15 protein-coding genes are annotated in these 19,243 nt (G+C 69.0%); 6 read left to right on the top strand and 9 right to left on the bottom strand.

Going from position 1 to position 19,243, the window contains the following annotated elements:
- Positions 1 to 65: 65 nt before the first annotated feature.
- Entirely contained in the window at positions 66 to 1,742 is a 1,677-nt protein-coding gene (locus tag K8P10_RS02105) for an amidohydrolase (RefSeq protein ID WP_224780163.1), read from the bottom strand.
- Positions 1,743 to 1,944: 202 nt separating this feature from the next.
- Between K8P10_RS02105 and K8P10_RS02100 the strand changes: the two genes are divergently transcribed.
- The 6 genes from K8P10_RS02100 (at position 1,945) to K8P10_RS02075 (ending at position 8,022) form a co-directional block, all read left to right on the top strand.
- Positions 1,945 to 2,865, top strand: coding sequence for an Lrp/AsnC family transcriptional regulator (locus K8P10_RS02100; RefSeq protein WP_224780162.1), 921 nt, complete (start codon positions 1,945 to 1,947; stop codon positions 2,863 to 2,865).
- A 45-nt stretch (positions 2,866 to 2,910) separates the two neighbouring features.
- Entirely contained in the window at positions 2,911 to 3,684 is a 774-nt protein-coding gene (locus tag K8P10_RS02095) for a polyprenol monophosphomannose synthase (RefSeq protein ID WP_370631934.1), read from the top strand.
- Positions 3,685 to 3,712: 28 nt separating this feature from the next.
- Entirely contained in the window at positions 3,713 to 4,651 is a 939-nt protein-coding gene (locus K8P10_RS02090; RefSeq protein ID WP_224780161.1) for an ABC transporter ATP-binding protein, read from the top strand.
- On the top strand, positions 4,648 to 5,847 hold the full coding sequence (locus tag K8P10_RS02085) for an ABC transporter permease (protein WP_224780160.1): 1,200 nt from the start codon (positions 4,648 to 4,650) through the stop codon (positions 5,845 to 5,847). The genes K8P10_RS02090 and K8P10_RS02085 overlap by 4 nt, the downstream gene beginning before the upstream one ends.
- A gap of 40 nt (positions 5,848 to 5,887) precedes the next feature.
- Positions 5,888 to 6,856, top strand: a complete 969-nt coding sequence (locus tag K8P10_RS02080) for a bile acid:sodium symporter family protein (protein WP_224780159.1) — start codon at positions 5,888 to 5,890, stop codon at positions 6,854 to 6,856.
- A 914-nt stretch (positions 6,857 to 7,770) separates the two neighbouring features.
- Positions 7,771 to 8,022, top strand: coding sequence for an endonuclease domain-containing protein (locus K8P10_RS02075; protein WP_224780158.1), 252 nt, complete (start codon positions 7,771 to 7,773; stop codon positions 8,020 to 8,022).
- A 271-nt stretch (positions 8,023 to 8,293) separates the two neighbouring features.
- Here K8P10_RS02075 and hpf read toward each other — a convergent pair whose 3' ends face one another.
- The 8 genes from hpf to K8P10_RS02035 form a co-directional block, all read right to left on the bottom strand.
- A complete protein-coding gene (gene hpf, locus K8P10_RS02070; RefSeq protein WP_224780157.1) occupies positions 8,294 to 8,926 on the bottom strand; it encodes a ribosome hibernation-promoting factor, HPF/YfiA family in 633 nt (210 codons plus the stop codon).
- A gap of 111 nt (positions 8,927 to 9,037) precedes the next feature.
- A complete protein-coding gene (locus K8P10_RS02065; RefSeq protein ID WP_224780156.1) occupies positions 9,038 to 9,949 on the bottom strand; it encodes a ComF family protein in 912 nt (303 codons plus the stop codon).
- A gap of 97 nt (positions 9,950 to 10,046) precedes the next feature.
- Complete coding sequence (locus K8P10_RS02060) at positions 10,047 to 11,720, bottom strand: GerMN domain-containing protein (protein WP_224780155.1); 1,674 nt, start codon at positions 11,718 to 11,720, stop codon at positions 10,047 to 10,049.
- A complete protein-coding gene (gene mtrB, locus K8P10_RS02055) occupies positions 11,717 to 13,417 on the bottom strand; it encodes an MtrAB system histidine kinase MtrB (protein ID WP_224780154.1) in 1,701 nt (566 codons plus the stop codon). The genes K8P10_RS02060 and mtrB overlap by 4 nt, the downstream gene beginning before the upstream one ends.
- A 7-nt stretch (positions 13,418 to 13,424) precedes the next feature.
- Complete coding sequence (mtrA, locus tag K8P10_RS02050; RefSeq protein ID WP_224780153.1) at positions 13,425 to 14,108, bottom strand: MtrAB system response regulator MtrA; 684 nt, start codon at positions 14,106 to 14,108, stop codon at positions 13,425 to 13,427.
- Positions 14,109 to 14,125: 17 nt separating this feature from the next.
- On the bottom strand, positions 14,126 to 14,566 hold the full coding sequence (locus K8P10_RS02045) for a hypothetical protein (protein WP_224780152.1): 441 nt from the start codon (positions 14,564 to 14,566) through the stop codon (positions 14,126 to 14,128).
- A 34-nt stretch (positions 14,567 to 14,600) separates the two neighbouring features.
- Complete coding sequence (locus K8P10_RS02040; protein ID WP_224780151.1) at positions 14,601 to 16,010, bottom strand: DUF5719 family protein; 1,410 nt, start codon at positions 16,008 to 16,010, stop codon at positions 14,601 to 14,603.
- Positions 16,007 to 19,237 carry a glycosyltransferase family 2 protein gene (locus K8P10_RS02035; RefSeq protein WP_224780150.1) on the bottom strand — a complete coding sequence of 1,077 codons (3,231 nt, stop codon included), beginning with the start codon at positions 19,235 to 19,237 and terminating at the stop codon, positions 16,007 to 16,009. The genes K8P10_RS02040 and K8P10_RS02035 overlap by 4 nt, the downstream gene beginning before the upstream one ends.
- Positions 19,238 to 19,243 lie beyond the last annotated feature (6 nt).

Below are 19,243 nucleotides of genomic sequence, written 5' to 3'. Positions count from 1 at the left end.
ACGCCGACGGGCCCGTCACCAGCAGTTGACTGCGGTGGCGGGCCCGTCGGCGTTCCGGAAGAGCGTCAGGCTTCGCGCGCGTAGACCCGCTCGCCGCCGACCCAGGTCTCGAGCACGGCGACGTTCGCCAGATCCTCGACCGGCGTGCGGTACGGGTCCGCGGCGAGCACCGCGAAGTCGGCGCGCTTGCCTGCTTCGATGGAGCCGAGGTCGTCCTCGCGTCCAAGCGCCCGCGCCGCTGAGATGGTGTGTCCACGGAGCGCCGTATCGACCGAGACGCCGAGGCTCTCGGGTCCGAGTTGCGTGCCTCGGCGGGTGACCCGGGAGACGGCGGCCTGGATCGCCTCCATCGGACGGGGATCTGCCACGGGTGCGTCCGACGAGATGGTGACGGGAACCCCGGCCCGCTCGAACTCGCCGAGCGGGTTGAAGCGCTCACCCGGGGTGCCGATGGCCTGCTCCACGCCCTCGCCCCAGTTGAAGTGGTGCTGCGGCTGGTTCACCGGGTAGATGCCGGAGCGCGCCATGCGCTCGATCTGCTCGGGCGTCGGTAGGCCGCAGTGCTCGATGCGGTGCCTGGCGTCGGCGTCGGGGCGCTCGGCGAGCGCCTCCTCGATCGCGCCGATCACCATTTCGAGCGCGGTGGGCGACTGCGAGTGCGTGGCCGTTTGCAGACCGACGCGGTGGGCCTTCTTGATGAGCTCGGTGTAGTCGCGGGGGTCGTGGTAGAGCTGACCGGTGCGGCAGGGGTCCCCCACGTAGCCGTCGGGGAAGTACGCCGTCCAGCCGCCGAGCGTGCCGTCGGAGTAGAACTTGATGCCGGCGAAGCTCAGGTGCTCGTTGCCGAACTGGCCGTGGAGGCCCATCTCGATCGCCTCGTCGAGGAGGTGCGACAGCAGGTACATGCTGACGCGCACCTTGAGGTCGTCGGTGTCGGCGAGACGGAGGTACATGTCGAACTCGCGCCGGCTCACCTGGGCGTCGCCGATCGTCGTGACTCCGCCGGCGAGGAAGTTCTCCTGGGCCGCTGCGAGCTGACGACGGTGCTCCTCCGGTTCGTCCGCAAGGTGGAAGTTCGGTCCGTGGTGCCCGATCTTCACACCCTCGAGGCCGGTCAGCACGTTGCACGCGGCGTCCGACAGCTCCCCCGTCAGCTCACCGTCTCCGTCGCGGAAGAACTCGCCGCCCTGCGGGTTCGGGGTGTCCCGCGTGACGCCGTGCAGCTCGAAGGTGTAGCTGTTGACGACGCCCCCGTGCCCCGAAGCGTTCATGAGGTAGACCTCGCGATCGGTCGCCACTTCGTCGAGCTCAAAACGGGTGGGGTGCCGCTGCTCGGCGAGGTTGCGCTGCTCGTAGCCGTAGCCGCGGATCGGGCGCCCCGCCGGAATCTCGCGGGCCGCCTCCTGCAGCAGCGCGACGATCTCGGGGATCGATCCGGCGCGTTCGGGCCCGCAGTCGACCCAGCTCATCATCTGGCCGAGCATCAGGGGGTGCGCGTGCGCGTCGATGAAGCCGGGCACGACGACCGCATCGCCGAAGTCCCGAATCTCGGGTTCTCGCGGACTGAGCGTCGACGCGGTCTCGCGGCACTCCTCGAGCGAGCCGAGACGACGGACCCGGTCCTCGAACACGAGGAATGCCTCGGGTCGCGAACCGGTCTCGTCGAGCGCGTGGATCGCACTGGCGGTGACGATGAGCGGCGCCCGGTCTTCGCGGGCTCGGGTGAAGGCGAGTTTGCGCATCGGCTCTCCTGCGTGATGCTCTGCAAGCAGAGGGTGTGGTTCTGAACCCCGTCAATGTACGCCCGCACAGCGAACCCGCGCAATCGATCGTGCGGCTCTCACCGCAATCGGCCACCGTTCTGTACACTCGAAATCGCGCAACACGATCTCGCGTGCAGTCATACGACCCGTGCGCCGCCGTTCTGAGAGAAACTGCTGACACATGACACTCGCTCACACCCCTGGAGCCGTGCACGTGCGCGGCGACGGCCCGGACGCCGCACTGATCCGGGCGCTGCACGCCGCACCGCGCGCGAGCGTCTCGGAACTCGCGGAGACCGTCCACGAGACGCGCGCGACCGTGTCTCTGCGTCTCCGTGAACTCATCGATTCCGAGGCGATCCGAGTCACGGCCGCCGTGAACCCCGGATACCTCGGGCTCACCGTCATCGCGCACATCTCGATCGCCTGCCACACCTCCATCACCGAGGTCACCGAGTACGCACGGCACCGGGACGAGATCGTCCTCGTCTCCGCCGTGTCCGGCCAGTACCACTGCGTCATGGAGGCCAGGGTGCGCACGCACGAGGACCTCCAGCATCTGCTCCGCGAGTTCCGTGAACTCCCGTCGGTGGCGAAGCTTTCCACGCTCATCTACTCCCGCGTACTCAGGGGTGCGATCGCCCACGACACGTTCTCACCGGTGACGCTCGACCGCATCGACACCCGGATCATCAGCCTGCTCCGCACCGACGGCCGCGCCAGCCTCCGGTCGCTGGCCGATGCCGTGTCACTCTCCCCCTCCGCTGTGCGGATGCGCTTGCGTCGCCTGCTCGACTCCCGCGTGCTGAAGATCGGCGTCGTGGAGGCGAGCGGCCGCCGGGGCGCGCGCATGCTCATGGGGGTCGGGATCGGGATCGGCGCCGGCGGCGACAGGGTCGCCGACGCGCTCCGCAGCGACCCTGCCGTCGACTTCGCCGCCGAGTCCGTCGGGGAGTTCGACGCCATCGCCACCATCTCGGGTGCGACATCGATGGCGCTGCTCGAGGGCGTCGAGCGCCTCCGCAGGCTTCCCGGAGTCATCCGGACGACCACGTGGACGCACCTGCAGACCATCAAGGAGGACTACACGAGCTTAGGCTGACGGGCGCACAGCCACCGCATGCCGCCGTACGCCAAGATGGAGGGTGTGAGCAGCCACGTGAGTCCTGACGCCGAACGCATGGGCGCGGACGCCCTGCTGGTGCTGCCCACCTACAACGAGCGCGCCTCGCTCGGCGATGTGGTCGCGAGGCTGCTCCGGGTGGCACCGGCTCTGCGGATCCTGATCGTCGACGACGCGAGCCCCGATGGCACGGGAGCCCTCGCCGATCGACTCGCAGCTGCCGACGAGCGGATCTCCGTCCTGCACCGAGAAGACAAGCTCGGCCTCGGAACGGCCTACGTCGCCGGTTTCCGCCGCGCCATCACTGACGGCTATCAGCGCGTCATCGAGATGGACGCGGACGGCTCTCACCTCCCCGAGGAGCTCCCCCGCCTCCTCGCATCGAACGCCGACCTCGTCATTGGGTCGCGCTGGATCCCCGGCGGCCGCATCGTCGGCTGGCCGCGATACCGGCGCGCCATCTCGCGCACGGGAACCGCAGTCGCCCGGGTCGCGCTGCGCTCGAGGCTGCGCGATATCACCAGCGGGTATCGCGTCTTCCGCGTGGACGCCCTGTCAGGGCTCGAGCTCGAAGAGATCACGTCGCGCGGGTACGGGTTCCAGGTCGAACTCGCGTGGACCCTCGAGCGCACGGGGCACCAGCTCGCCGAAGTGCCGATCACCTTCGTGGAGCGGGCGAGCGGTCACTCCAAGATGACCATCGGGATCGTCTGGGAGGCGCTCGTCGGCGTGCTCGCGTGGGGCGTCGCGCTCAGGCTCGGCGCCAAGGGGATGCGGGGCGCACGCGAACCTCGATAGGTTGGAGGTCATCCAGGGGAGGAACCGAATGATCCAGGTACACGGAGTGTCGCGGAGTTTCGGTGATCGCCTGGTGCTCGACGATGTCGGTTTCGACGTCGCGGGCGGACGCATGACCGGGTTCGTCGGCGGCAACGGTGCGGGCAAAACCACCACCATGCGCATCATCCTCGGCGTCCTGTCGGCCGACCGGGGCTCGGTGCGGTTCGACGGCCGCGAGATCAGCAGGCAGGATCGCGCCCGCTTCGGCTACATGCCAGAGGAGCGGGGGCTGTACCCCAAGATGCAGGTGCTCGAGCAACTCGCCTACCTCGGGCGGCTCCACGGCATGACAGCCCACGCCGCGACGAAGTCGGCCTCAGAACTCCTCGAACGACTCGGTCTCGCTGAGCGCGGGCGCGACACCCTCGAGAGCCTCTCGCTCGGCAACCAGCAGCGGGCACAGATCGCCGCTGCCCTCGTCCACGATCCCGTCGCGCTGGTCCTCGACGAGCCCTTCTCCGGCCTCGACCCGATGGCCGTCGAGGTCGTGCTCGGCGTACTGCGGGACTACGCCGATCGCGGTGCACCGGTCCTCTTCTCCTCGCATCAGCTCGACATCGTGGAGCGCCTCTGCGACGACGTGGTCGTCATCGGAGACGGACGGATCCTCGCCGCGGGGTCGCGGGAAGACCTGCGCGCCGACCACTCGGACCATGAGTTCGAGATCGTGTTCGACGCGAGCGGGGTCCACGGCGACGCCGACGCGAGCGCCGTCACCTCCTGGATCGCCGACGTGCCAGGCGTCGACCTCCGGTCGTCATCGACCCCGCTCACGACGAGGTTCGCCGCGGACTCCGATGACGCCGCCCAGCGCGTCCTGACGGAAGCGGTGCAGCGATCCTCAGCGGGTACCGGCGCTGCCGTCCGCAGTTTCAGCCCGGTCACTCCGACCCTCGCTCAGATATTCAGGGAGGTCGTGCAGTGAACGCGAACCAGGACACGGGGAACTCGTCGGCGCCGGCGTCACCGGGGTCTTCGCTGCCGGAAGGTGCGACCGCGCCGACCGCGGCGCGCGCCATGTGGATCATCGGTCAGCGCGAGATCACCACCCGACTCCGCAGCAAGGCCTTCATCGTCTCGATGTCGATCCTCATCTTCGTCATCCTCGCCGGGGTCGTCGGCGGAGGGATCGCCTCGCAGATCGTCGGCGACGAACCCGCATCCACCAGCGTCGCCATGGTTCCCGACGACAGCGCCACCGTCGATGCCGCCCCGCTCGATGCCGCCGCGCTCGAAGCCGGAGGGTTCGCGGTCACCGAGGTGGCCGACCGGAGCGCCGCCGAACAGCTCGTGCAGGACGAGGAGGTCGACGCCGCCGTCGTGCCCGGCGGCGGCAGCGGCGTCGGGCTCACCGTCATCGCGCTCTCCGAGCCCCCTGCCGACCTTGTGCAGGCACTCTCCTCAGCGCCCACCGTCGAGCTGCTCGGCACCCCCGACGACGACGGCGGATTCAATGTGCTGGGGTACCTCGTGGCCATGGGCTTCGGCATGGTCTTCTACGTCAGCGCACTCACCTTCGGCACGACGATCGCGCAGAGCGTCGTCGAGGAGAAGCAGACCCGCATCGTCGAGATCCTGCTCGCGACGGTCCCGGCACGGATCCTGCTCGCCGGCAAGCTGCTCGGCAACAGCATCCTCGCCATCGGCACCGTCGTGGTCACCCTCGTCCTCGTCGCAATCGCGATGTTCGCCACCGGGCAGGAGATCCTCCTCGGAGACCTCGGGTCGTCGCTCCTCTGGTTCCCGGTCCTCTTCGCGTTCGGATTCGTGCTGCTCGCGACCATGTACGCCGGGGCCGCCTCCCTCGTGTCGAGACAGGAGGACATCGGGTCGGTCACGAGCCCGGTCATGATGCTCGTCATGATCCCGTTCTTCCTCGTCATCTTCTTCTTCGACAACGAGCGCGTGCTCGCGATCATGAGCTACATCCCCTTCTCCGCGCCGGTCGGCATGCCGGTGCGCTTGTTCATGGGCGGGGCCGACTGGTGGGAACCGTTCGTGTCGCTGGCCATCGTCCTCGTGACGATCCTGCTGCTCGTCGGGGTCAGCTCGCGCATCTACAGCAACTCCATCCTCCGCACCGGAGCCCGCGTCTCGCTCAAGGACGCCGTCAAGGGCTAGCTGCGCCGCGACGGGTGGGGACTGTGCAAGAGTAGTCCTCATGCATTCGACCGCCCCCGCGCGCCCCGATCGGACGGCGCGCATCGCCGTCACCGTGTTCCCCCTCCTGGTGCTCATCGCCGGGATCATCGGTTTCGCGCTCCCCGGCCCCTCGTCAACACTCGGTCCGGCGGTTCCGTGGCTGCTCGGCGCGATCATGTTCTGCATGGGCCTCACGCTCACGCTCCCCGACTTCGCACGCATCGCGAAGCGGCCATGGATGGTGCTGGTCGGCGTAGTGCTGCAGTACGGGATCATGCCGTTTCTCGCCTGGGTCATCGCTCTCACGCTGCAGCTGCCCCCCGAGCTGGCGGCCGGCGTGATCCTCGTCGGGTGCGCGCCCGGCGGCACCGCATCAAACGTCGTCACCTACCTCTCGCGCGGAGACACCGCCCTGTCGGTGACGGTGACCACCTGCTCGACGCTGCTCGCGCCGATCGCGACGCCCCTGCTCACGCTCTGGATCGCGGGGGCGATCCTCGAGGTGCCGTTCCAGCCGATGATGATCTCGATCCTCCAGACGGTACTCATCCCCGTCATCGGCGGCATCGTCGTGCGCCTCGTTTTCCGCTCGCTGATCGTGAAGATCCAGGGGGTGTTCCCCTGGCTGTCGACCATCGCGATCTCGCTCATCGTCGCAGCAGTCGTTGCCGGAAGCGCTGACCAGATCGCGCAGGCAGGCCTCATCGTCTTCGTCGCCGTAGTACTGCACAATGGTCTCGGCCTGCTGCTCGGGTACCTCGTCGCGTGGTCGATGCGCATGACCCAGCGGGAGCGCCGCGCCATCAGCGTCGAGGTCGGTATGCAGAACTCAGGGCTCGCCGCCTCGCTCGCCGCCGCCCACTTCTCGCCGCTCGCTGCACTGCCCGCCGCCGTCTTTTCGGTGTGGCACAACCTGTCCGGCGCGGTCTTCGCCATGATCATGGGCCGCAAGCCGATCACCGACGAGCCGAACGAGAACCCGCGCTAGCCTCCCCCCTCTCTGCCCTCTGCCCCTTCCCCGAGATTGCACTTCGTTCGCTTTCACGCGACTTGAAAGGTGACCTGGTGCAGTCTCGGCGGAGGGCCGGTCCGGTTCTCGCGCGAGGCTCGGCAAGATGTCCCGCAGCCATTCGTCACCAGTCGCCTGGCGCGAGCGACACGCGGCGTGTTATCCACACGTTCCGCCTTCGGCTCGGCTTGGCAGCTCCTCCGCCAGAGCATGGAGGAATGCCTCGTCCGCTCACGCCCCTCCCCGAAGATCTGCCGTTCGCGTTCACCACCGCCGAAGGACGCGAACTCGGTCTCGGAACACCTGCACTCCGCCATCGGCGGTTCGAACGCCCGTTTCGCGGAACTCGGGTGCTCGCCGATGCTGAACGTGCGGAACTCTCGAGATCGCAGCACATCGAGTTTCTCGCGAGGTGCTACGCCCCGAAACTCCGACAGGGAGAGGTGTTCAGCCACGTCACGGCCCTGGTGCTTCTGGGATGTCCCGTGCGATCCTCCCCTGTGCTGCACGTCACGTCTCCGCGCCCGCTGACCCCGCCTCGGGCGTTGGGTGTTCGGGGGCACAGCACGAGTTCGACACTCGACGTGGTCGAGGGGAGCTCGCGACTACCTATCTCCGCTCCTGCCCAGGCACTGCAACAGGCAGCTGCGTTGCTCTCGGTCCGCGAACTCGTGGTCGCGATCGACTTCCTCATCACCGACCAACGAACGAATCACGACACGCACTTGGGGGCTCCGCCGCGGATTGCCGAGCTCTCCGAAGTTGCGCGTACCCCGACTCGCGGAGTCCGGAATCTTCGCCGAGCGCTCGGTCTCGCACGCGTCGGGTCTGGTTCGCGGATGGAAACGCTCCTGCGCCTGATACTCGCAGACGTTCACCTCGACCATCACTTCATGCTGCAGCAAGATATCTTCGATGAGCACGGGTGGATCGGTCGATTCGATCTCGTCTGCGAGTCCCGACGACTCATTGTGGAGTACGACGGAGAACAACATCGAACGCACCGAGCGCAGTACGTGCGTGATGAGTACCGTCTCGACCGGGTGCGCGAGGCGGGTTATCGGGTGCTGCGCTTCCGCGCAGACGATGTGCTCCGAGCGCCGCTCGCAGTCGCGCGCCGAGTTGCGGAGGCCATTCGTACCTGATCGTTTCCCCGTCCCTCGCCGAGCCTGCAGTTCGGAGGGGTTCAATCGCCGCGAAGCGACACTTTGCGCTACCTCGGCGCGGGGTCGCGGGACGGCCGGACCCCCGGGGGGGGGGGGGGGACGGGCGGGGACAGAGGGCGGGGGCGGAGGGCGCTGTCGCGCGCACGGGGCCGGACGCGCGAGCGGGGGCCCGGAACCCGGACCCCCGCTGCGAGCCGCTCACCTGAGCAACGCGTCCTCGGCGAGAGGCGCTTCCTCTCGCCGAGCGTGATCACTCCTCGGCGAGGGCGATGACGCCGTAGTTCCAGCCCTTCCGGCGGTAGACCACGCTGGCCTTGTCGGTCTCGGCGTCGACGAAGAGGAAGAAGTCGTGGCCGACGAGCTCCATCTGATCGACCGCAGCGTCCACGGTCATCCGCTCAGACGGGAACTCCTTCTTCCGGATCACGACCGGGCTGTACTGCTCCTCCTGCGACTCCCCGGTCGCGGGAGGGGTATCGCCATTGGCGATGGCCTCGAGCGTCTCCACCGAGGCGGGGGTGATATCGACCCCTTCGAAGTCATTGGCGGCGACCTCGCTCAACGAGGGGAGGGCGCGGCCCTTGTGCACCTTGCGACGATCCTTGGCGCGGCGGATGCGTTCGAGCACGCGCCCATAGGCGAGGTCGAATGCCGAGTACTTGTCGCCTCCGGAGGATTCGGCCCGAATCACGGGGCCTGGTCCGACGACCGTGATCTCCACACGGTCACCGTTCTGCGGGCTGCGCTCGCTGAGCCGGGAGACTCGCACCTCAAACGCTTGAGCCTTCGGCAGGAGCCCCGCCACCTTCTCCGTCTTCGATCCCACGTAGTTCTCGAAACGATCGGTAATCCCGACGTTCCGCCCGCGGATGTTCACGTCCATGGTGACCTCCCTTGTGAGTCAGGCGAGTGCGCCAAAGCGGCGCATCCTCACGCCTTTCGAAAACCATACTCCCTCCGCGCGCACGCTTTCCAGTCGATTTCTCCGGCGGCATCATCTCGCCGATCCGGAGCCCGATCCGGCATCCGCGTCGCGCGTGTCGCGGCGCTCCACCCGGCAGATCGCGACCGCTGCGAAGACCTCCGCTCCTGCCTCGCGCACGGCCTCGCACGCGGCGGCGATCGTCGCGCCGGTGGTCACGACGTCGTCGACGATCACCACTCTCCTTCCACTCAGGCGCCGTCGCGCAGCGCTCCTGATGGCGATCCTCTGGGCGTTGCGCACTCGCTGGGAGGACGTGAGCCCGACCTGACCCGTGCGCCCGGCGAGCGGACGAAGGGCCCGCAGAGGCCGCCTCGGCAGGAGGAATGCCGTGCTCGTGCCCTCGGCACGTTCGCCTCCCCCTGCGTCACCCCGACCGGAGCGCAGCTGCCGCAGGGTGTGGCGCAGAATCTCCTCGACGTGCCGGTAGCCGCGCTGTCTGACGCGTGCGCTGCGGGACGGGACGCACACGATCAGCGGCGCACAGGCCGAACGATCGACAGAGGCTGAACGACCCGCAGACGCCGAACGGTCGGCAGACGCCGCGTCACCGTCACAGGCTTCGGCTGCGGCGAGCGCCTCAGACAACGGCCGCGCGAGGAGCGGCCCGAGTCGTCGGGCGAACCCCACCCGTCCGGCATGCTTCAGCGCGATGAGGAGTTCTCGTGGCATGCCGACGTAGGGCGCGGCTGCGAAGAGCGGCACGATCGGAGGAGGCCGCGCGGTGCCTGCGGCGCCGGCTCCCTCCGGCACGCTCCCGCACAGCAGCGGAGTCGAGGCGGCCCGTCTGGCGAGCGCCGCTCCGCACGCGTCGCAGAGGTCGCGGTCAGGCGCCCCACACCCCACGCACTCCGTGGGCCAGAGCAGGGCGAGGAGATCGAGCCAGACGGCGCGCACGCGGCAGAAGAACGGTGAGAGGCCCATGCATCCAGGGTGCTACGGCAGCGGCGTCGCACGGGCGCTCCCCCGCGCGCTCGGGATGCATCACCACCCGGCACTTCCTGGGGACGACTCCGCCGAGTCAGCCGACCTTGCCGAGAACATCGATACCGCGCTCGCGCTCCTGTCTCTGCCAGGCCTGACCCTGCAGCGCGAACAGGTCGCCGCCGCTGTCGAGCACGCGGACCTGAGAGCGGGCCCCTCCGCCGCTGATCTGGGTGCCGCCGGGAACCGATCCTGTTTCGGTGCTCAGCTGTCCCGGCCCGCCGAATGTCACCTTGCCGCCCTCTCCAACCCGGCTGAGCACGGCGAACTGCTGCTCGTCGATCCAGTCGAAGTCCACGGGTGCCCCCGTGGTCCACAGCTCCTCGAGCACCGTATCGCCGAGTCCGGTGGGTCTGCCGTCGTCGTCGCGGATCACGGGAGCGACGAGTAGGACCGAGTTGTCCCCGTCCGCGACGAGGGCGGCGATCCGCGCCCCGGACGGCGAGAGCCCGATCGCGACGGGGGTTCTGCCGGAGCCCCACGAGGTACCGATCGTGACACCCTCGTCACCGGGGATTCGGACGACGAGGCCGTCGCCTCCCCGGGAGGCGTATGTCCAGACATAACCGAACGCATCGATGGCGGGTGCGATCTGCCCGGCGCGGGAGTCGATGAGGGCCACTCCGGTCTCATCGATCCAGCTGACGCCTCGCGCGCTGAGCACCGCGGCGCTGTCGAGTCCCGGTGAGAGTGCGACGGCGTCGGCATCGAGATCGACGACGGGTTCGTCGAGCGTGTCGAGCAGGTCGACTTCGCCACCGGTGAGCAACCCGAAGGCGCCGTCGCGCTGGACGGCGGTGACCTGCGGCACGTGGTCCACTTCAGGCGCCGAAACTTCGTGGCTGCCCACGCTGATGTTGCCGGCGCTGAGGTCGTAGTTCGTGACGCCGGAGACCCCGTCGAGCGTGGCCGTGAGCTGGCGCGAGACGTCCTCCAGCGTTTGATCGCTGGCCTCGGCGAGCTCGGCCGAGAGCGCGATCTCCGCCGTCCCCTCGATGATCGGCACGGACCCGTTCGCGAGACTCGTTCCCCCGGGGAACGCGGTGTGGAGCGTGTCCTGGTAGGCCTGGGTGGGCCCGTCGAGGAGCTCCTCCACGATCTCGCTCGCCAGGGTCGGCCGGTTGAGGAACCAACGGGTGTCGGGAACGAGCGTGCCGCGCTGATTCAGGAAGTAGAGCTGCTGGCGCGCCCACGTCTGCTCGAACGTGGTCAGCTCGAGGATCACACCGGTCGGAGCCGAAGAGATCCGCCACTGCCCGTCCTGCTCCTCGAGCTCGAAGCGGACGTCAGTCGTGGGCCCTGGCGCTGCGGAGCTCATTACACCGTGGTCGTCCACCGTCGCGACGGTCGAGAGCGAGAGCACCGCGACCCCCTCGTCCTCCTCGCGGTAGGGCCGCGTCCCCTCGTCGATGAGCACGCCGGTCGACGGGTCCCACTGCTCCGAGTACCCGTTGGTGAGGAACTCTCGGGCGACCGCGTAGTCGTCGGCATTCGATGAGGCCGCGTTGATGAACCCGCGCACGATCTCTTGCTGGTCGGCGTCCTCCGCCGGCCCGTTCGGGTTGAACCTGACCTGCCGATCTCCCTGACTGAGTTCGGTGAGGCCTGGCTGCACGGGGCCGGTGTCCGGCACCGCTTGGCAGCCGGTGAGTGCGACGAGTGCGAGCACGGTGCTCGCGAGCGCACCGCGGAGCTTCGAGTGCCGGCTCATTGCGAACGCTCCTTCCACACGCGTCGGAACGGCCGTCGCAGCCAGCCGCCCGTGGTGCCCGGATCGGTCTCCTCGACCGAGACGTCGTCCGGGATGAGCGGCAGTGGTGACACGAAGGCGCTCGCGTCACCGCGCGGCAGGGTCAGGCGGAAGTTCGCGCCCTCGCCCGGACGCGACCAGGCCTCGAGGAGCCCGCCATGGACGGCGGCGTCCTCACGGGCGATCGCGAGACCGAGACCGGTGCCTCCGAAGGTGCGCTTGCGGGCGGGGTCCGCCCGCCAGAATCGGTCGAAGACGCGCTCGATGTCCTCGGTCTTGAGACCGACGCCCCAGTCGCGAACGGTGACCGCGACGGCGGCGGCGTTCGAGTCGATCGTGACGACCACGGGCCTCCCCTCTCCGTGCTCGGCCGCGTTGCCGACGAGATTCGAGATGATGCGTCTGATGCGGCGCGCGTCGACGTCGACGGTGCCGTACCCGCCGATGGGCCGCAGTTCGATCATGCTCTTGGAGAGCGGCTGGATGCCGTCGATGACGTCTCGGGCGAGCGCGACGAGGTTCGTGGGCTCCGTTTCGAGGGTGATACGGCCGGCGTCGTAGCGCGAGATCTCCAAGAGGTCGCCGAGGAGCGTCTCGAATCGGTCGATCTGGGTGCCGAGCACCTCCACGGCGCGCCCCTGGGAGGGGTCCATCGCTTCCTGCTGGCCGCGGAGCACTTCGCTGGCGAGCCGGATCGTGGTCAGCGGGGTGCGCAGCTCGTGGGAGACGTCGGAGACGAAGCGCTGCTGCATATCCGAGAGCTCATCGAGCTCCGTGATCCTTGCCTGCAGCGTCTCGGCCATGTTGTTGAAGTTCCCGGAGAGCACGTCGAAGTGCTCGTCGTTCTGCAGCGGCATGCGGGCCCGGCTGTCGCCTGCGGCGAGTCGATGGCTCGCGTCGGCCGCGGCTCGAATGGGGCGGAAGACGCTGCGCGATATCACCCACACGAGCGAGATGATGAGCGCCAGGAGCCCGATGGTCGTGATGAGGAGCGTGCGCTGGATCGCGTTCAGGGACTCCTCCGTGTCGGAGAAGTTGTACCCGATGAACAGGTCGTAGTTCCCGACTCCGGAGGGGAAGCTGAGGGTCGACCCCACCGCGATGCCTGGCCCCGACACCCCGGTCTCGTTGGGGAGCGAGACCGGCTGCCAGTGCTGGGGCGCATCGGTGTCGGTGAGCGACGCCGAGAGTTCTTCGGTCACGGCGTCGACGAGGGCCTGGGAGGTGTTGGAATCCACCGGAGCATCTGAGACGTCGACCTGCCCGGGTTGCCGTCGCAGGTAGATCATTGAGCTCGACGAGGTGTCGAGCACGGCGCGGCGCACCGAATCGACGAGGGTGGTGAGCCGCGCGCGATCCGTCGCGTTCGAGGAGTCGAGCACGCTCTGCGCCGCCAGGGTCGCTCGCGCGGAGTCGGCGAGCGCCTGGTCGCGGCGCGAGGAGTACAGGTCATCGCCGACGCTCGTCAGGATGAACACCCCGGCGACGAAGATCATCACCGCCGTGATCGCAGCGGTGATGGTCATCGTCCGCAGACGCAGCGAGGATCGCCACCTCGCCCGGAACGGGCCGAGTACCGGCTGGCTGAACCTCAGCCACCACAACCGCAGCCGACGCCGACGCAGGGCGAGCCGCGAGCGGCCGTGGAGCGCGGTCATCGCGGGATCATTCCGCTGGACCGCCCGCGCGGTAGCCGACGCCCCTGACCGTCGTCACGATGGTGGGGTTGTCGGGATCCTGCTCGATCTTCGCCCGGAGGCGCTGCACGTGGACGTTGACGAGTCGGGTGTCCGCCTTGTACTGGTACCCCCATACCTTCTCCAGGAGCACCTCGCGCGTGAAGACCTGCTGCGGCTTCCGCGCGAGAATCGCGAGGAGGTCGAACTCGAGCGGGGTCAGCGAGATCTGGCGGGATCCGCGTCGCACCTCGTGCGCCGCGACATCGATGTCGAGGTCGCCGATGCGCAGCACCTCCGAGACCTCCTGCTGCGGCTCGCGAAGCCGCGCGCGGACGCGGGCGATGAGCTCGGCCGGGTTGAACGGCTTGACGACGTAGTCGTCGGCGCCGGCCTCGAGGCCGCGCACCACGTCAGTCGTATCGGTGCGGGCGGTCAGCATGATGATCGGGACGCCGGACTCGGCGCGGATGCGCGAGCACACCTCGATGCCATCGAGGCCGGGCAGCATGACATCGAGCAGCACGAGATCGGGCCGCATGGAGCGGAAGCGCTCAAGCGCCTCGACCCCGTCGCCCGAGGTCTCGGTCACGAACCCCTCCCCCTCGAGCACCATGCTCAGCATTTCGGCGAGCGGAGTATCGTCGTCGACAACCAGGATTCGTGCACTCATGTCTCTATTATGACCGTTCAGTAGTGATCGAAGCGTCCGGGCAGCAGATCCCAGGGTTCGCGCCCGAGATACTCGCACACGGCGCGGTAGACGCAGTGCTCCACGAAGTACCTGCGGTGCTCGGCGTCGTCGACGTGCAGCACGCGCGCCCGCTGGATCGGCATGCGGAACAGCATGATGGACCGTTTCGCCCGGTCGATCGCGTAGAACTCGGGGTTCTCGCTGGTGCCCTCCTTGCCGAGCGGCACCGTCATGAACCCGATGTGCACGCCGTCGAGTTCGGCGGGGAACTCGCGCTGCAGCAGCTCCACGGCGCCCCTCGCGTCGTTCTCGAAGCGTGTGGCGCGGCTGTCGGGGTCGGGAAGTCCGGCTCCGGTCAGTGCGGAACGTATCGGGCGGCGACCGTGGCGATCGCGCAGCGCGGCTGGCGAACGACGGGACGCTCTACGGGCGAACATGCGCCCAGTCTACGGGCGCGAACCGGGCAGCGGCTCACCGCGTGTAGACCGTGAGCTCCTGGGTCCGGTCGCCGATGGGCAGGATCGGGTACGCCGCGAGAGCTCCGCGTCCGACGACCCGCACCGAGGCGTGCACCTGATCCTCGGTGCGCAGCATCGATCCGCTGCGGATATCTGCGGTGACGGTGGCGCCTCCCGGAACGGTGATCTCGCGGGCGTCGTCGTCTTCGGAGTCGCCCGCGCGCTCCACCCGCACCGTCGCGTCCGACTCGCCAGGGTTCGAGAGCACCAGCTCACCTGAGTCGACGACGGGTGCCGCGACGGCGACCCCGACCGGCAGCTCGGGAGCCGGGGTGAACCACGCGTTGTCGTGGCGCTCGTCGCCATCCACCGATCCGAACGCGCCTCCGACGATCGGGACGTCCGCATCGACGATGATCCCCTGCGCGCGCGTCGGCCACTTGTCCACCTCGAGTTGGCCGGCGACACCAGGCTCGATCGCGATCTCGCCCAGGCTGTAGCTGCGCCCGTTCTCGTCCACGGCGCGCACCGTCGCCGTCCCCTCCTGGTCGCCAGGCGTGAACGCCCGGACCAGCACCGGGAACTGGTCGAGCTCCTGCGCCTCTCCCGTGTGGTTCTCCGCGAGCGTGTTGCGGTTCGTCACTCCGGGGATCACCAGACGCTCGCTGGGGTCGATCTGCCGCGTCACGCTGCCGGCGGAGAACGGATCGATGTCGACCGTCTGCCCGATGCCCATGCCGACGGTCACGGTCGCGCCCGTGCTCACCACGTGGGCGACCAGTCGTTCCCGCTCGGGCGCGTAGCCGTTGAGGGAGACCGTCCGCTCCGACTTCGGCGGCACGAGCACCCCGGTCGTCTGGCCCGAATCCACCGGGCCGTTCTCGTCGTACAGGTCGATGCGCACCGTCGCAGGCACGTCGCCGGGGTTGCCGACCGAGAGCGTGGTCGATGTTCCGGTGAGCGTGTCTCCGCCAACGACCCACTGCTCGTTGACCGGTTCGACGCACGCGCTGGCCGCCGTACCCCTGATGTCCTCGGACGAGACGCGCTGCGACTGGGCCGCACCGAACTGGGCGGTGTCCTGCCCCGTGCGGACGGCAGGAGCACTACCTGAACCGGAGCTGTCGGCGGCGAGCGGGTCGCCACCCTCGGACTCCCCCGCCGTGACGAGGTCGACGTCGCCCGTGAGTCTCGTCGCCTCAGGGTTCTCCGGGTCCAGGCCCAGCTCGGCGAAGGAGCCCTGGCACACCAGCGTCCGCTGCGTCGTCTGCGACGTGTCCACCGAGACGCCGACCGGGTCGGTCGTGACCACCGGCAGCGTCGTGCCGGCGATGATGACGACCGCCGTCGCCGTCACGGCGGTGATCAGGAGCCCGGTCGTCGCTCTGACGCTGCCGAGCAGTACGCGGGATCGCTCCGTCATCGCTGTCCTCCCTCGGGCTCGCCCAGTGCGTCGTCAGGTGCGGTCGGTTCGGGGGCCGGCTCCGCTTCCGGCGCCAGCTCGGGGGTCGGATCAGTTTCCGCGTCCGGCTCCGCTGTTGTTTCCGGCTCCGCTACCTCGTCTGGCGCCCCAACCGTTTCCGGCGCCCCAACCGTTTCCGGCGCCGCATCCGTTTCCGGCACCCCATCCGTTTCCGGCACCGCATCCGTTTCCGGTGCCGCTGCATCTGCATCTGCGGGATCCGCCGTCGGCGCAGTCTCCTGGGCCGTCGCGGCCGCGCCTCCGCCGACCGCGATCCGGGTCTTCGCCGCTCGGCGTCGTGATGGCCGTTTGCGCTTCGGGGGCCGCTCGACGACCTCACCGGTGGGCAGGGCGAGGAGCAGCATGCTGAGCACGAGGATGACCTGCGCCCACCAGAGGGTGTTCGCTCCGAGGGTGGTCCCCTCGAGATCCGTCACCTCGTCGATACCCGCCTGCGATCCGGAATCCCCTGCGGTCGCGCGCCAGAGGAGACCGAAGTCGGTCTGGCCTGTGCTCGTGAGCGCGGCATTCTGATCGAAGACCGCTTGCAGCTCGGCGCGCTCGGCGCTGTCCCCGCCTGGGGACAAGAGCACGAAGCCGACGCCGAGCGCACGCAGGTGGTCGGCGACGTTGACGTCTCCGGTGCTGGCGAGTCCGCCGACGAGTTCCGCGATGGCCTCGTCGGTGGCGTTCCGATCGGGCACGCGCGAGGCGGTCCGGATGTCGTCGAGTCGTTCGCCCGTACCGTCGACGATGCGAGCGCCGACGCTCCGCTCGTCCGACGGGTTCGTGGCCCCCACATCGATGACGAGCGTGCGGGTGCCGGTGGCAGTGCCGCCCGCCGCCTGCACGAGCGCCGGCATCTGGTTGGTTCCTGAGGTGAGGCCGCTGGAGGCGGTCATGAGCTGCACCGCGTTCGGCGCGACCGCGACGGCCGCCGCGACGAGCGCGACCGCGACGACGGGCCCCGCCGCGCGCCTCAGCGTCTGCGCACCGACGACGGCGAGACCGAGGACCGCGATCCAGTAGACCGCGAGCCCTGAGCCCGTCCAGAGAGCGACGGTGTCCGGACCGCTGACGAGGATGCGGAGCTGGCTCGCGGCGACGGCGGTGAGCATGCCGAGGCCGCCCATGAGCGAGCTGAGGATCGTGATGTGGATGCGCCCGGTGTAGAGCCCGAGCAACGCGAGCAGGGCAAGGGGAAGGAGGAGGATGCCCACGAGCACTGTCGTGGGGATCGCGGAAAGCCCGATGTCTTCGAAGATGCCTGACCACCCGGCGAGCCCGAATTCGGGGAACCCGAGGATGAGGTGCCAGGTGTTTCCGGGTTCGTAGACCGGCGTGATGCCCGGGTCGAGGAAGATGTCGAGCGGACGACCGGCCAGCACCGAGGTCACGATCTTGGGCGCGAACAGTGCTGCAGGAGCGATCGCCGTCGAGAGCACGCGGGCAATGCGGCGCGGCGACGTAGCGATGCCCACGATGAGCAGCAGCAGCGCTGCAGGGATGAGGATCGGCGCGCACGCGAGCGCGACGGCGGCGAGCAGCGAAGCCGTGCCAGCCCAGCTCCATGATTCGCGGCACCGCGTCGCGGCGAGCAGCAGCCAGGGGAGCACCACCGAGAGGATGAGCGTCGGCAGCCGGCCGGAATCGAGCGATGCCAGCATGACGGGGCTGATGGCGACGCCGATCCCGAGCAGGGTACGCCCGGCGCGTGAGTCGGTGAGCTGCGCCGACCAGATCCAGCCGCCGAGCGCCGCGAGCGGGATGGCCGCGACGATGAGCAGCACGATCGCGTGCGAGGGGTTCCAGAATGTGAGGGTGCCGAGCACGGCAAGCACCCAGGTGAACGGATCGGCTGGTAGGCCGTCGATCGTGCGGGTGTGGGTCCAGAGCTCGCCAATCGGGCTGAGCGGCGCGAGGGCGCCGCCCGAGAGGCTCACCTGGGTCAGCGCCCACCAGCACAGCGCCGCGGCGATAACGAGGGCGCCGACGAGCACCGCGAGTCCACCGGTCGAGATAAAGTGCATCTCCTTGCGCTGGCGCCCCTGCGCAAGGAGGATCGCTTCGCGGTCGATCATGCGCGCCGTGCGGACGGACTTCGGGTCGATGCGGAGCGGCGTGACCGCCGGCCACCCCGCCGTCATGGTGCGCTTGATGCGCCGGCGTGAGGCAAGGATCGACGCCGGACGGAAGAAGACATACATCGCCGAGGTGAACTCGCCGAGGATCTGGCCCGGCTGCTCGCGGATCAGCGCCCAGAACATGCGCAGGACGGCATATGCCGGCAGGCCAAGCCACAGGAAGAACGCGACGAATGCCGGGGCGTACGCGATCCGGCGATGCATCTGCGCTGCGCGATCGCGCCTGTGCGCGGCGCGCATGACCCCGCGCTTGCGCTCGATGCGGGGGCCGACGACCCCGCTCTGCGCGAACCGCACCCGCGAGGAGGGCGCGACCACCACGCGGTATCCGGCGAGTCGCGCGCGAACGCTGAAGTCGAGACCGTCGTCAACGACGGGAAGCGAGGGGTCGAAGCCGCCGAGCTGCTCCCAGACATCGCGCCTCACGAGCATCCCGGCAGGGCCGACGCCCAGCACGTCTTGCAGGTGGTCGTACTGCTGCTGATCGAGCTCTTGTCTCCGCAGCTTCCAGCGCGATCCGAACCGGGTCAGGCTCTGCCCGAGTTCGATGATGTGCCTCGGGCGGTCCCAGTCGAGGAGCTTCGGCCCCGCGACGGCCACCGACGGTGCGCGCTCGACCGTGCTGAGGATGCGCTGGAGCGCCTCGGGTTCCGGGCACGTGTCTTCGGCGAGCAACCAGATCCACTCGTCGGCCGTCGCCTCGCGTCGCGCATCGGTCTCGGACTCCGCGTCAGCGTCGCCGGCCGTGCCAGGCTGCGTCTCTCCGAGCGTCACGCCTGCGGGGGCCGAATCATCGGGCACCGCGGCCGGCGTGTAGTCGAGCGCTCGCTGCACCGTCTCACCGAAAGGTCGGCGCGTCTCCGCTCCGATCACTCGATCGGGGCTCGCCGCTGCGAGCTGATCGGTCACGTGCTGCGCGCCGCCATTGTTCACCGCGATCACGCGGTCGGGTCGCCGGGTTTGCGCGGCGATGCCCGCAAGGGTTTCTTCGAGCCATTCGCCGCCCTGCTGGGCGACCACGATGGCGGTGACGATGGTGCGCATATCGGG

Source organism: Leucobacter sp. Psy1 (assembly GCF_020096995.1).
Classification (GTDB): domain Bacteria; phylum Actinomycetota; class Actinomycetes; order Actinomycetales; family Microbacteriaceae; genus Leucobacter.
The sequence above is the reverse complement of the archived record's forward strand: the minus strand, read 5'-3'. Positions and strand labels throughout refer to the sequence as shown.